The organism is Nocardia sp. CA-119907, assembly GCF_050955995.1.
Lineage (GTDB): Bacteria > Actinomycetota > Actinomycetes > Mycobacteriales > Mycobacteriaceae > Nocardia.
Window position 1 is genome coordinate 3,414,079 of sequence record NZ_CP192091.1, and the last position, 14,418, is coordinate 3,428,496.

At 66.8% G+C, this 14,418-nt stretch carries 10 protein-coding genes; 8 read left to right on the forward strand and 2 right to left on the reverse strand.

Going from position 1 to position 14,418, the window contains the following annotated elements:
* Positions 1-276: 276 nt before the first annotated feature.
* The 4 genes from ACQP2D_RS15140 (at position 277) to ACQP2D_RS15155 (ending at position 3,509) form a co-directional block, all read left to right on the forward strand.
* Complete coding sequence (locus ACQP2D_RS15140) at positions 277-918, forward strand: TetR/AcrR family transcriptional regulator (RefSeq protein WP_433684326.1); 642 nt, start codon at positions 277-279, stop codon at positions 916-918.
* A gap of 69 nt (positions 919-987) precedes the next feature.
* On the forward strand, positions 988-1,884 hold the full coding sequence (locus ACQP2D_RS15145; protein WP_433684327.1) for a hypothetical protein: 897 nt from the start codon (positions 988-990) through the stop codon (positions 1,882-1,884).
* Positions 1,885-2,601 (forward strand): hypothetical protein, encoded by a 717-nt coding sequence (locus tag ACQP2D_RS15150; RefSeq protein WP_433684328.1) that lies wholly within the window; start codon positions 1,885-1,887, stop codon positions 2,599-2,601.
* A complete protein-coding gene (locus tag ACQP2D_RS15155; protein ID WP_433684329.1) occupies positions 2,583-3,509 on the forward strand; it encodes an inositol monophosphatase family protein in 927 nt (308 codons plus the stop codon). The genes ACQP2D_RS15150 and ACQP2D_RS15155 overlap by 19 nt, the downstream gene beginning before the upstream one ends.
* Positions 3,510-3,522: 13 nt before the next feature.
* Here ACQP2D_RS15155 and ACQP2D_RS15160 read toward each other — a convergent pair whose 3' ends face one another.
* A complete protein-coding gene (locus tag ACQP2D_RS15160) occupies positions 3,523-4,791 on the reverse strand; it encodes an SLC13 family permease (RefSeq protein ID WP_433685661.1) in 1,269 nt (422 codons plus the stop codon).
* 96 nt (positions 4,792-4,887) lie between these two features.
* On the opposite strand from ACQP2D_RS15160, the gene ACQP2D_RS15165 reads away from it, so the two are divergent.
* From ACQP2D_RS15165 to ACQP2D_RS15175, 3 genes are all read left to right on the forward strand, one after another.
* Positions 4,888-10,611, forward strand: coding sequence for a TIR domain-containing protein (locus ACQP2D_RS15165; RefSeq protein ID WP_433684330.1), 5,724 nt, complete (start codon positions 4,888-4,890; stop codon positions 10,609-10,611).
* Between the two features lie 95 nt (positions 10,612-10,706).
* Entirely contained in the window at positions 10,707-11,276 is a 570-nt protein-coding gene (locus ACQP2D_RS15170) for a DUF4334 domain-containing protein (protein WP_433684331.1), read from the forward strand.
* Between the two features lie 151 nt (positions 11,277-11,427).
* Positions 11,428-12,660, forward strand: a complete 1,233-nt coding sequence (locus ACQP2D_RS15175) for an FAD-dependent oxidoreductase (RefSeq protein ID WP_433684332.1) — start codon at positions 11,428-11,430, stop codon at positions 12,658-12,660.
* Positions 12,661-12,781: 121 nt separating this feature from the next.
* Here ACQP2D_RS15175 and ACQP2D_RS15180 read toward each other — a convergent pair whose 3' ends face one another.
* Positions 12,782-13,750, reverse strand: a complete 969-nt coding sequence (locus ACQP2D_RS15180) for a quinone oxidoreductase family protein (protein ID WP_433684333.1) — start codon at positions 13,748-13,750, stop codon at positions 12,782-12,784.
* Between the two features lie 84 nt (positions 13,751-13,834).
* On the opposite strand from ACQP2D_RS15180, the gene ACQP2D_RS15185 reads away from it, so the two are divergent.
* Positions 13,835-14,407: a helix-turn-helix domain-containing protein gene (locus ACQP2D_RS15185; RefSeq protein WP_433684334.1), complete on the forward strand. Its 573-nt coding sequence runs from the start codon at positions 13,835-13,837 to the stop codon at positions 14,405-14,407.
* Positions 14,408-14,418 lie beyond the last annotated feature (11 nt).

A 14,418-nucleotide genomic window follows, 5' to 3' on the forward strand; every position in this document is an offset into this window, starting at 1 on the left:
ACAATGTGGACGCTCGTCCTAGATTTTCGAGCGGTCGGTGTGTCCGCAGGTCGCGTCTCGGCACTGCAATTCGCCTCGCCGATAGCGGTGGGGTCTGTCGGGTGCGCCGTGGTTGGTGACGATGATCGGCAAACTTAATGGACAGTCGTACTATTACTTGGCGGCCGTTGCCTGTCAATACCGTCGAACAGCTAGATGATCCAGCTGATTCGGTTCAAAACAATCAGGACAAGCGTCCGTCGACTATGCTCGACCTCGGACGAAAGGCAGGTACCGATGACCGTCGAGACCAAGGTCGACAAGCGTTTGGAGCGCGGTGAGCGATCCCGCCGCGTCATCCTCGACCGCGCCATGGATATCGCCTCGGTCGAGGGCCTGGAAAGCTTGTCCGTGCGGCGTCTGGCGACCGAACTCGACCTCAGTAAGAGCGGCGTCTTCGCGCACTTCGGCTCGAAGGAGGAACTCCAGCTCGCCACCGTCCGCGCGGCGGTCGAGGTCTTCGTCGCGCATGTGGTGAAGCCCGCGCGACGCGCGCCCGCTGGTATCCGTCGCGTCCACGCGCTCGCCGAGTCCTGGCTGGACTATGCCGCGAAGCCGTACTTCAGCGGTGGCTGCTTCTTCCTCTCCGCTGTCGCGGAATTCGATGCCCGCCCCGGCCGGGTGCGCGACGCCGTGGCAGCATCGCGGCGAGACTGGTTGCGGCTCTACGAAACCACTGTCGCCGAGGCTATCGACCTCGGTGAGATCGTCGCCGATAGCGAGCCCGCCGACCTTGCCTTCGAGCTCGACGCCATCGCACGCACCGCGGCCCAGGACGCGCTGCTGTTCGGCGAATCGGCCCCCTACGACCGAGCCCGCCGACTCCTCACCGCGCGACTGGCCGCGGTGTCGACGCACCGGCCCGCCAGCGGGACTTGACGGTTCGCTCGCTGCGTCGGCACCGGTGCACCTATCCTGGGGAGAAACCCCAGGGGAGGCCGAAAACCTATGGCACGGGTGCTGATCTGGCTGCGGAACAATATCGACGGTCTCGTCGCCTTGGTTCTCGCGGTCATCTTCGGTGTGATCTCGCTGATCGATATCGGCTTCTTCGATGCGGATCTGATCAACGCCGTCATTCTGCTGGTGCTCGGTCTGCTGGCCACCACGCTGCTGCGTGATCGGCACCTGTCGGCCAAGGCGATTCGGGATTCGAATTCGGTGCAGCTGCTGTACGGTCCGGAGATCGGGCACGCGCATACCCTCGCGCGACGCGGCACCGAGCAGTGGCTGTTCAAAGGCGGCACCGGAACCTATCTGCGGGCCGTCACACTGCGCGAATGCGTCGAAAACGCCCGCCGCGAACAGCGTCCGCTGCGGATCCAGGTCGAGGTCCTCGACCCGACCAATGAGCAGCTGTGCAAGACCTACGCGCAATTCCGCTCGTCGCTGGTCCCGGAGGCCGACCGCACCGGCGAACTGTGGACCACCGAACGCACCCGCAAGGAGTCCTTCGCGACGGTGCTCGCCGCCTGCTGGTTCCGGCAGCGCTTCACCTTCCTGACCATCGACGTCGGTCTGTCGACGGTGATGACGACCTTCCGCTGGGACCTGTCGTCGAGTTGCGTCATTGTCACCCAGGACAATCCGAACACCCCGGCCCTGATGTTCGAACGGGACAAGCCCTACTACCGGGACTTCAACCGGGAACTGGTGGCGAGTTTCAAGCAGGCCAGGCAGGTGCCGCTCAGCCGCAGCGAGGAGCTGCCGCTGGCCGATGAGCCGTCCGTCGATCAGACCCGCGGGCTGTTCGATGCGCTCGGACTGGCGTTACCGGCGACCTACACCGATCGCGATGTCGCCGATATCGTGCGCCGCGCGCTACAGCCGAGGAATCCGTACTGAATGAACGACTACGACCGTCTCCTAACGCTGATCGGCTCCGACGCGGCGGGGCCCGTCGCGTCGAGCGAGCGGCGCGCGGTCGCCAGCGATACCGTGCGCCGCTGGACCTACGACCTGATGACCGGTGTGCTGGGCGGTCGTGTCGAGGTCACCCCCGTCCGGCATCCGTTGGGATTCCTGTGTTTTCCCGTCTGGCGCGGCGGCGGTCGCGGCGTCTGCGTGCATGTCTGGACCGCGGGGCTGCGCGCCCAGCCGACGACCTCGCCGATGCACGCGCACAGTTGGGATCTGCTGAGCGCGGTGCTGTACGGCCGGGTCGGCAACCAGATCCTCGACGTGACAGGCGCTACGGATCGGCCGACGCACCGGATATTCGAAATCCACAGTGCCGCCGACGGTGATGTGGTGCGCGCGACCGCACAACTGGTCACCAGCCGCATCCGATCGACCGAACATTTCCACTCGGGCGAGGTATACACGCTGCCGCACGGGGTATTTCACGTCTCCGACGTACCGGGCGAGGCGGCCACCGTCGTGCTGGGCGAGGCACGACCCGGCCGACCGGACCGATCGCTCGGTGGCCTCGCCACCGCCGACCACTGGGTGCACCGAACCGCGTGCACCACAACCGAAACCCGGCAGGCCGCCGAGACCGTGCTGGATCATCTGAGTACCCTGCCGGAACAGCTGGAGGACCGATGCGAGCGAGCGACGTGATGAATCTGGCTGTCCCCCAGGTGAATCGGACCGATTCGGTCGGGATCGAGGCATTGCGCGAAGAGCCGCCGGACGCGATCCTCGCGCTCGCGCGGTCGGTCGCGGTCGAGGCGGCGATCGAGGCGGGGCGGGCGATTCGCGCGGGTCTGGCCGGATCGCTGACCGTGCGGATCAAGGATGCGGCCGGTGATCTGGTTACCGATCTGGATGTACGCGCCGAACATCTCATCGTCGGCCATATTCGTCGGGCCTTTCCCGAGCACCGCATCCTCGCCGAGGAGTCGGGTCTCGATGGGGTGGACGATGCCTGGTGCTGGGTCGTCGACCCGCTGGACGGTACCAATAACATCGCCATCGGACTGCCGGTCTGTACCGTTGGTATCGCACTGTGCCACAACGGAATACCGGTACTCGGCGTCATTCACGAGCCGGTATCGGACCGCACCTGGTCGGCCGTGCGCGGCGGCGGTGCGAACGGACCCGGCGGCCCGATACACCGCCCGGCACATCGGGCCAGCGACTCCGCGCCGACGCTGGCCTGGCTGCAGGGGTATCCGGTGGGCCGCACGGATGCGGCCGCACGTGCCCTGCGGCTGTCCCTGGAATCCGGCTCGCGCCGCCTGATCCAACTCTGGTCGCCGCTACTGTGCTGGGTCATGCTCGCGCGCGGCGATATCGACGGTTTTGTCGGCTATCGGGCGGGCTTGGTGGATCTCCCCGCCGGAACCCTGCTCGCTCGCGAATCCGGTCTGCATCTCACCGATTTCGACGGCGCGCCGCTCGATGATCGCCTCGATCTGCCGACCGGTGAGGTGAGCTTCATTGCCGCGAGCGCCGAAATGCTCCCGGACCTGACGCTGCTGGTGAAGGCGGCCGCGGATGTCACCGTCACCGGTCTGCCGGGCTGAGCCCGAAGTGCGGCTATCCGGTCACGAGTAGGGCCGCGACCGCTCCTGCCGTCGCGACGGTTGCCAACCCGAGCCCGGTGAGCACGAACCGCAGCATCGGCACCCGCACTCCGTGCTTCCGGCAGAACTCCAGGCACAGCAGTGTGGCCAGCGACGCCCACGGCGTCACAATCGGCCCGATATTCGTGCCGATCAACAGGGCGAGCAACTGATTGCCATGACTTTCGGGAATGACCGCCTCGCCGGCCGTGTAGGCCGGAAGATTATTGGCGACATTGGATAACCCGGCCCCGGCCCCGGCCGCGCGGAAGGCCCCGACAGTGCCGGAGTCGTCACCGATCAGCGCGCGCATCGCATCGGCTAGACCGAATCGGCTCAGCGTCGGCACCAGCAGGAACAGTCCGACCACGAAAACCAGGAGCTGCCAGGGGATCAGCGACCAGCGCAGCGAGGATCGGTCCAGGATCGCGAAGGCCGCCACCGCGATCGCGGCGGCCAGGGTGGCGGCGATACCGATCCGGTCACCCACGAACGGTATGGCCAGGATGAACAGCAGACACGCGCCCGCCGTCGTATAGAGCAGCGTGCGCTCACCGGCGTTCGCCGGGCGGATCGGCTCGGGCGGTACGTATCGGTCGGTCTCGCGTTGTCCGCGCCGCCAGTACCAGATCCATAGGCACACCATTGTCGCGGTGATCGATACCAACTGCGGCGCCCACATCCGCGCCGCGAAATCGGTGGCGCGCAACGCGACTCGATCGGCGGCGAGGAGATTGGTGAGGTTGGAGACCGGCAGCAGCAGACTCGCCGTATTGGCCAGCCAGAGTGTGGTCATCGCCAACGGCAGCGGTGGAATGCGCGCCGGTGTGGCCAGCGCGAGCATGACCGGGGTGAGCAGGACGGCCGTGGTATCGAGATTGAGCAGTGTGGTGGTCGCCGCTGCGAAGAGCACACAGAGCAGGAACAGCGCCGGATAGTAGCCCCGGCCAAGAATGGCCAGCCGGTGGGCGATCACATCGAAGACCTTCGCCTGTCGGGTGAGCTCTGCGAGAATGATCACACTGCACAGGAACAGCAGCAGTGGCCCGATCCGGCGCATATTGTCGGCGGCTTCGGCGCGCGGCAGCAATCCGGTCGCCACACACAGCAGCCCGGCCGCGAACAGTCCGAGCCGGACCCGATCCAGCGTGCTCAGCCCCCATCTGGGCGGCGATGCGGACGTCAGGGCACTCGACGGCGGGTTCTCCGCAGCGGAATCGACCTGTTCGGACACACGCCCCATCATGCAGCATATCGGCTGGGGCACTTCTTGATTCGCCTCGCTTCGCATTGATCTTCTTCCGTTTGGTGTAGCGACCCCTCGGGGCATACTGATGCTGTGACTTCGGGCGGGCGGCGGGACTTCTTTATCAGCTATTCACCGGCCGACGAGCGTTGGGCCACCTGGTTGGCCTGGCAGTTGGAGAGCGCTGGCTACACCACCCTCATCCAGGCCTGGGATTTCGTCCCGGGCACGAACTTCATCGATTTTATGGATCGCGGCGTGCGCGATTCGGCGGTGGTGCTGGTCGTGCTGTCGGAGAACTATCTCGGTTCGTACTACGGAACCATGGAATGGCAGGCGGCCTACCGAACCGATCCGGGCAAGCTGATGCCGGTGCGCATCGCCGAATGCGCGCTGGAGGGCCTGCTCGCCACCATCACCTACCTCGATCTGGTGCGGGTGTCCAGTGCCGATGAGGCGCGCCGAATCCTGCTCGAGCGGGTCGGGCATCTGCTCGCGGGGCGGGCGAAGCCGCCGTCGGAACCGGGCTTTCCGCACGACGGCCCTGGCCGCGCGCCGGACCGGTTCGCCGCCGAAACCCGGTCGGACACTGTGGAATCCGTGCTGCGCCGCCGCACACCGGTGACGGCTCCGGCGTTTCCCGGTGCCGCACAGCGCGACGAGCAGCGCACCGGCGTTTCGGTGCTGCATGTGGCGGGACCGCGATTCGGTCGCGGCCTACTCGGCCCGGATGAGCCGAGCACCGCGGCCGAACTGCAGGCGCGCATCCACGCCAATGTCACCCATCTGGTGAATCAGGGTGTGGCCAAACCGGATCTGATCGTGGTTTCCGGCGATATGACCGAATCCGGCCGTCCGCGCGAGATCGACGAGGCGCTGACCTTTCTGAGCGGTCTGCGCACGCTACTCGGTCTCGGTCCGGATCGGCTGATCGTGGTGCCCGGCAACCACGATGTGTCCAAACCCGCCTGCCACGCGTACTTCCTGAGCTGTGAGGCCCGCGATCGCAAGCCACAGCCGCCGTACTTCCCGAAGTTGGAGCAGTACGCGCGGATGTTCGCCGCGCTGTATCAGGGGCTGGACCACCTCGTCTTCGATGTCGGGCAGCCGTGGACACTGTTCCCGATTCCCGAATTGCGTGTCGTGGTGGCCGGATTGAATTCGACCATGGCCGCGACCCATCTGCCCGAGGACGAATACGGTCGGATAGGGGAACCCCAGGCGGCGTGGTTCGCCGAGCGGCTACGCCCGTTCGAGGAGAACGGGTGGCTGCGCCTCGGCGTCATCCGGCACGATCCGCTGCCCGGTGCCGGCACGCCCGCACACGACCCGGATCTGCTGCGCGATGCCGACACGCTGTCGCGGCTGCTGGGCAGCCGGTTGAATCTGCTGGTGCACGGCCCGGGACCCGGTGGGCCGCATCTGGACCGGCTCGACGGCACGTTACCCGTGCTGCCCGCCGCCGCGCCGGGCCGCGATGAGATCATCCAGCTCACCGCCGCGGGGCTGGCCCGGTTTTCCGGGCGGGGTGATACGACCGGGCAACTCGAGCTCGACTGGCTGAAGACTGCGGCCGCGCTGCCCACGGCCAAACAACCCGAACTCCTCGGTCCGGACGAGCCCGAACTACCCGAACCGCCCGCCGAGGCCCCGGCGGTCGACCCGCACGGTCGACTGCTCGAGCGCGTCGCCGAGGTATGCGAAACCCGCTATCCCGGTGCGAAGATCCGTCGCGTCGAGGTGGAGCCGCCGCACTTGCTCATCACCAGGGAGTTCGACGAGGTCATCGCCCAGTGGCGCATCGGTGTGCACGTCGGCGATATGACGCGCCAGGTGGTGGAGGACTTCCTCGGCCACGATCCGGAATACGGTTCCGAACTCGTCTATCGCGGTGCGGCGCCGCCGCGTTCACTGCGCGAGGAGGCCGCCAGCCACGGTCTGCGGGTGCGCAGCTTCACCGAATTCCAGGGCCTGCTCGATCTGGACGACTATCTCACCCATCAGGCCGCGCGGTTGCGTACCGATCGCACCTATCCGCCGGAGCTGTATGTGCCGCAACGCTTCCGGATCCTGGAACACGGTGACCAACTGATCCGGGACGATCTGGTCGGTGAACTGATGAAGGTGGTCGCCGCCGACCACGGCAGATTCATCCTGATACTCGGCGATTTCGGCCGCGGTAAAACCTTCGCGCTGCGCGAGTTGGCCCGACGCATCACCGAAACCATGCCCGCGCTGATCCCGATCCTCATCGATCTGCGCGCACTGGATAAGACCCATTCGGTCGACGGTCTGGTCGCCGCACATCTGGCCAACCACGGCGAGGATCGGATCGATCTCAAGGCGCTGCACTACATGCTGCGCGAGGGCCGCGTGGTGCTGCTGTTCGACGGTTTCGACGAACTCGTCACCCGGATCAGCTACGACTTCGCCGCCGACCATCTGGAGACCCTGCTGCAAGCCGCGGTCGGCAAGGCGAAGATCATTGTGGCGAGCCGGACCCAGCACTTCGAATCCCGCGCCCAGGTGCTCACCGCGCTCGGCGAAAGGGTCGGTCTGCTCCAGGATCGACGGATCGTCAGCATCGAGGACTTCGCCCCCGTGCAGATCCACGCCTTCCTGACCAACCGCTACGGCGGCGATGTGCGTCGCGCGGATGCCAGGATGGGGTTGATCACCGGTATCGAAGATCTGCTCGGACTCGCACAGAATCCGAGAATGCTCGGCTTCATCGCCGATCTGGACGAACGGCGGCTGCGCGCGGCCGCGGGCGCCAAGCAGGCGGTGGGTCCGGCCGGGCTGTACCGGGAGATCCTCGAATCCTGGCTGACCTATGAGGCCGATCGGACCGCGGGCGTCGCTGGCGCACTGCCCGGGCTGCGCCTGCACGAATTGTGGCTGGGGGTGACTGCATTCGCACTGCGCATCTGGGAGACCGGCGAACCGTATTTGCGGCTATCCGAATTGACCGAGGTGGCAGCGGGTCTGGCCGAACTGACCGGGTCGACCCGAATGTCGGTGCAGCAGTCGGCGCATGCCATCGGCTCCGGCAGTCTGCTGGTGCGCACCGAGGACAACCTGTTCGGCTTCATCCATTCCTCGGTAATGGAATGGCTGGTGGCCAACCACATTGCCGAACAGTTCGAGGTCGCCATCGCGGCACCCGCACAGCTCGCCCAAGCGCCCCTATCGCAACTTTCGATCGACTTCCTCTGCGATCTCGCCGATAACCGGGCACTGCGCGCATGGGCCGAAGGTGTGCTCGCGGACCAGGCGGCCGACGATGTCTCGCGCACCAATGCCATTCGGGTGACGACCCGACTGCGGACCGCGCCCACCGCGGACCTGCGCGGTGCGAGCCTGGCGGGGGAGGATCTGTCGTACCGGGATCTGCGCGATGTCGATCTCACCGGAGCCGATCTCACCGGCGCCCGGCTGGTCGGCACCAACCTGGAGCGCGCCGTATTGCACGGTGCGCGGCTGGTCGGCGCCCGGCTCGACGAGGCCAGCCTGGTCGGCGCGGATCTCGGCGAGGCCGATCTGACCCGCGCGCGACTGGTGCACACCGATCTGACCGGATCGCGGGCCAGCGGCAGCCGCTGGACTCGCGCCGCACTGATCGATGTCACCGGTAGCCCCAGCGGCACCGATCAGCACGGCGCGGCCTGGGTGCCGGGGGTCGCGGCGCAGACCGAATTCGCCCCGGCCGCAATCGGAGTCCGGCACGGCTTCCACGCCAGACACGGCAGGCTGCCGCAGCCGGTCGCCTACAATCCGGACGGCGGCACCCTCGCCATCGGCAGTGATGACGGCGGCGTGCTCATCTGCGATAGCGAGACCGGAAGACCGCTGCGCACGCTGCAGACACATCGGTCCAGAGCCTTCGCGGTGGCCTTCACCGAGACGGTGCTGATCACCGGATCCGGTGACGGCACCGTCGCCATCTGGGATGCTGCTACCGGTGAACTGCGCCGAATTCTGCAGGGGCACAAGAATTGGCCATGGCCCGTCGTACTGAGCCCCGCCGGTGATCTGCTGGCCACCGGCGACGCCGAGGGGGTGCTGCGCCTCTGGACGCTGCCCAGCGGCGAACTCCGCCACGAATGCCGCTCCGCTGCGAGCGGTCGAGAACTGATCTACAGCCTGGCGATTCACGGACCGCTGGTCGCGGCCTCCTATCGAGACGGGACGGTACGGCTGTGGGATATCGAAACCGGCAGGGAGACCGGCCAATTCAGTGGTTCGTCCGGCTCGGTGTTCCGGGTCGCGTTCAATCCGACCGGTGAACTGCTCGCGGTCGGCGGTGTGGACGGCACTTTGGCGCTGTGGGATCCGCTGAGCTGCCGCAAGATTCGCGATCTGCCCGGTCACACCGGGCGGGTGTACACCGTGACCTTCCATCCGCATCTGCCGATCCTGGCGAGCGGGGATACCGATGGCGGACTGCGCCTGTGGGACGCCGACACCGGTGCCGAACGACAGGCGCTCACCGATCACAGTGCCGCCATCTACTGGCTGGCCTTCGATCCGTCCGGTGACCTGCTCGCCTCGGGCGACAGCGCGGGACTGGTGTGCCTGCGCGTCAGCACGACCGGGGAACTGCGGCATCGGCTCACCGCACACACCGGCTCGATCTGGCCGTTCGCCTTCCGCCCGGATGGCGCCCAATTGGCCATTACCGACGACCAATTCACCACCCGTCTCTGGGATCCGGTCACCGGCGCCTGCAAACACACGCTGACCGGTCACGGCCGCCAGGTCCGCACCGTCACCTTCAACGCCGACGGCACGCTGCTCGCGGGAGTCGGCAACGACGGTGTGGTGCGGCTCTGGGATCCGGTGGCCGGTCGGCTGGTTCGCAGGCTGATCGGCAGCGAGGATCGCCTGCTCACCTTCGAATCGGCGGTATTCAGCGCAGTGCGGCCGCAGCAGATCGGCATGGTCGGCAACGACGGGCGGCTCAGCCTGTTCAATCTCGATACCGACCTGTACGAGCGGCACATCAATGTCGAATCCGCACCGATCTGGGCGATTGCCTTCGACCCCACCGGCGACTTCGTGGCCACCGCCAATGACGACGATACGGTGATCATCTGGGTGCGCACGACCGGTGCGCTGCACGCCGTTTGCGCCGAACATCGCGGGCGGGTGCGGTCTATCGCCTTCAATGCCGAGGGCACCCTGATGGCCACCGGCTGCGACGATTCCTTCGTCCGGTTGTGGGATGTGCGGTCGGGCCGGTTCCTGCGCGCGCTGCGTGGTCATCGCGATCGGGTGTATGCGGTCGCCTTCCATCATGATCGTCTGGCCAGCGTCTCCTGGGACACGACCGTCCGGATCTGGGACCTCGAGTCCGGAATCGACTTGCATCAGCTGACCAGGCACACCGGCCGACTGTGGACCGCCGCGGTCGACCCGCACACCGGCATCTTGGCCACCGGCGGCGACGATCTGGTTGTCCGACTGTGGGATATGGCATCCGGACGTCATTTGCATACGCTCGAAGGACATAAGCGCCGGGTCTGGTCGCTGAGCTTCGACCCGTCCGGCCGGGTACTGGCCAGTGGTGGCGATGACGGGAACATCATCGTGTGGTCGCGTCCGCAGGATGATGTCGCAGTCGCACCGTCGATCCGGGCAATTCTGCTCGGTCTGTCAGAAGGTTGGGCGGCGCTCGCGCCGGATGGTCGCTACAAGTTCGAAGGCAATACCGCCGGACAGTTCTGGCATGTCATCGGCATGTCGCGCTTCGAATCCGGGGAGCTCGACCCCTATCTGCCGGAGGTCGGGCAGCTCGCGACCGACGCACCCTTCTGAGACCTGCTGCTTTCCCCGGTGGGGATGCGGTCCGGGTGGCGGCTCCGCCGAGACTTTGAGAGACAGATAGTGTTTCTCTTGCAATGTTGCCGTCGATGAGAGGGTTGGAGATGGCCGAGGTAGGACGCGCGGGGTCAGCTGTCGAGCTGGCGGAACTGCTCGGTGGTCGGTGCACCCCGGAGCAAGCGTGGGAGCTGTTCGATCGGTTGCCCGCGGCCAGAGTCGCGGAGGTCACCGTGGGGCGCTGGCGGGGCGAGGAGTTCGATACCGGACATCCGTTCGCCGGCGTGCTCGTCGCCTCGGGCTGGTACGGCAAACAGTTCGACGATCCGGAATCGGTGCATCCGCTGCTGTTCGCCGACGCGTCGGGAAAGATCTTCGCCGTCGATCCGCGCCGGGTACCCCTCGGCCTTGCCGGTAAGGTGCCGATCGCGGGGGTCGAGGCGGTACGGAAGCTCTTGCCGGTAATCGGTCCGGCGATCCGAACCCGCAGGCCCGCAGCGCGTTTGCGCGATGTCGAGTACCGCGGTGTGGTGAGTGCCGCGATGGCCTACGACCACCTGCCGATCATCGACCACTTCCGGCGTGTCGATGCGGATACGCTGCTCGGGGTCATGGATATGCGGGGAATGGGCGAGCCGTACTTCTTCATCCTGCGCCGCTGACCAGCTGTTATCAGCGGGTTTCGGTTGGCGCGGTGCCGATTTCCGGACCTGTGCACGGCCACGCGGCCTACCATGGAGCTGAGCCAAGGGAACCGATACATCCGCGCCCGCGGAATGTCCGTCCGGCGCGCAAGCACGGAGGGAGGCCCGCGTGGCCGAGCGCACGACGTGTCTGGTGGTCGGCGGCGGTCCGGCCGGAATGGTGCTCGGACTCCTACTCGCCCGCGCCGGTGTCGACGTGACCGTTCTGGAGAAACACAAGGACTTCCTGCGCGACTTCCGTGGCGACACTGTACATCCCACCACCCTGGACCTGTTGGACGAGCTGGGGCTGGCGGAGGAATTCGCGAAACTCCCCGCGCGCAAACTGAATACGATCCAACTGCCGATCCGCGGTTCGGTGCAGGCGGTGTTCAGCCTCGACCATCTGCCCGGCAAGCACAAATACATCGCGATGGTGCCGCAGTGGGATCTGCTCGACCTGTTGGCGCGGGCGGCCGATCGCGAACCGACCTTCCTGCTGCGCATGAATACCGAGGCGACAGCGGTGATTCGGGAGGGTCACCGGATCGCCGGGGTCGCCTACCGGACCCGCGACGGCGACACCGGTGAGATCCGTGCCGATCTCACGGTGGCCTGCGACGGCCGCGACTCGGTGCTGCGGGCCGCTGCCGGTCTCCGCTCGCACCGCTGGCCGACGCCGATGGATGTGTGGTGGTTCCGCCTGCCACGCACCGATGTCGACCCGGCCGGATTGCTCGCGCTGCTCAGCGCCGAACGCGCCGTGGTCATGTTGGACCGCGGCGACTACTGGCAGGTTGCCACCCTCATCGCCAAGGGCAGTGATGCGGTGGCCCGCCGCGGTCCCGTCGCCGACATCGTGCGCAGCATGGCCGACGCCGCGCCGTGGCTGCGCGATCGCGTGGCTGCGCTGCGGGACTGGGACGATGTGAAACTGCTCGACGTGAAGTTGGATCGCCTGGACAAGTGGTACACCGACGGCCTGCTCTGTATCGGCGACGCCGCCCACGCGATGTCCCCCGCCGGGGGAGTAGGTATCAACCTCGCCGTCCAGGATGCGGTCGCCACCGCGAGAATCCTTGCCGCACCATTGGCTTCGGGTACGGTGACAACCCACGACCTGGCCAAGGTCCAGCGCCGCCGCAGCATTCCGACCTCCGTCACCCAGGGCATGCAACGATTCCTGCACGCCTTCGCGATTCGCCCCGCGCTATCCGGCCGAATCGATATCGCCAATGCCGCCAGGACCCCCTTGGTGGTGCGGGTGCTGCGTCGAATCCCCGTACTGCGGACCGTCCCCCCGTTCCTGGTGGCCCGGGGCGTACTGCCCGAACACGCACCCGCCTTCGCTCGGCGGCCCTGACGGCCCGCGATTGGATGCACACAGTGCAACGATGCACAAGGTGATTCCACGGATTCACGGGAAACATCATTGGGCCACAAATGATTTCATTCATCTGTGCCTGCGGTAGGTGCCCGCGGAGTCAGGGCTGCAGGATGATCTTGCCAATGGGGGAGCGCTCCTCGATCAGCTGGTGCGCCTTTGCCGCCTGGTCGAGTGGCAGCACCGAATCGACAAGGGGAGTGAGCGTTCCGGTGGCGGCGCGGTTCAGGACCGCGGGGCGGGTTCGCGCGACTTCGGCGAGCCAGTTCGGTCCGGCGCAACCGGTCAGGGTGAGGCCGCGGGTGATCAGGTCCATGGCCGAGACCTGGGCAGGAGCGCCGGAAAGCCAGCCGTAGCTGAGCATTCGGCCACGCAGCGGGGTCATGGTATCGAGCAGTGCGAGGGCGCTGGTGCCGCCGATCGAATCGAAGACGACGTCGAGCGTTGTACTGCCCAGGATTTCGGACAGCAGGGCGGGCCAGTCCGCCGCATTGTGGTCGATGACCTCGTCCGCCCCCAATTCCCGTGCCCGCGCGCATTTTTCGGGACCACCCGCGGTTGCGATGACGCGCGCCGCTCCGAATTCCCTGGCGAGCTGGGTGAGTGCGCTGCCGACTCCGGTTGCGGCGGCCTCGATCAGCACGGTTTCGGTGCCGGTGAGCGCCGCCGTCTCGAGTAGCGGCAGTGCCACCGAACCGTTCATCAGGACCGCGACCGCGTCGGCCGATGACAGGCCGTCGGGGATCGGGGTCGCGGAAGACGCTGGCGCGGAAACGAATTCGGCGTAGGAGCCGAAGCCGACGGTATCGACCGCGACGCGTCGGCCGATCAAGGCCGCGTCGACCCCGGCTCCAGCCTCGGTCACCACACCGGCCGCCTGGAAGCCGAAGACCACCGGTGGCTCGACCGGCATCGGGAACTCGCCCGAGCGCAGTTTGGTCTCCGGGAACAGCACCGGTATCGCCTCGGCGCGGATCACCAGCTCGCCCGGGCCGGGGTGCGGTGCCGGAACGTCCTGAGCGACCAGGACCTCAGGTCCGCCTACACCCGTCATTACGATTGCCTGCATCAATAACTCCATAACTTGACTGTCGGTCCAGATGTCTCCGAAACAATATGGACCGGCGGTCAACTTGTCAATGAAGGTAGTGGAATGACCGACGAACGTCCGAGGGAACGCGCGGATGCCGCACGCAACCGGCAGGCGATATTGGCCGCGACCGCCGCGCTGCTCGCCGAACACGGTGCCGACGCGCTCACCATGGATCGGGTCGCGGCCGCGGCCGGGGTCGGCAAGGGCACGATCTTCCATCGTTTCGGCAATCGCGCCGGATTGCTGCACGAGCTGATCGCCGAGGGCACATTCGCGCTGATGGACGCCGTCCGGACCGGGCCGCCACCGCTGGGGCCGGGGGCGCCAGCCGGGGAGCGGCTGGTGGCCTTCTTCGCGGCTTTCGTGCGATTGATGACCGACAACATCGAGTTGACGGTTGCCTACCTACAGGGCCCGCCGCATCCACGGGCCGCCGAGATCCACGAATTCTGGGACGCGCATATCGTCGCGCTGCTGCGGGAGGCCCGCCCGGATCTGGATGCCGAGGTGGTCGGCAGGCTGCTGCTCGGCGCGTTGGGCGGTGAACAGGTGCCACGGCTGGCGCGTGCCGGGGAGACCGCTCGCCTGCTCACGGCGGTGCGTCAGCTGGTCGAATCGGTGCTGCGAGCGTAGCGACTGCTTGC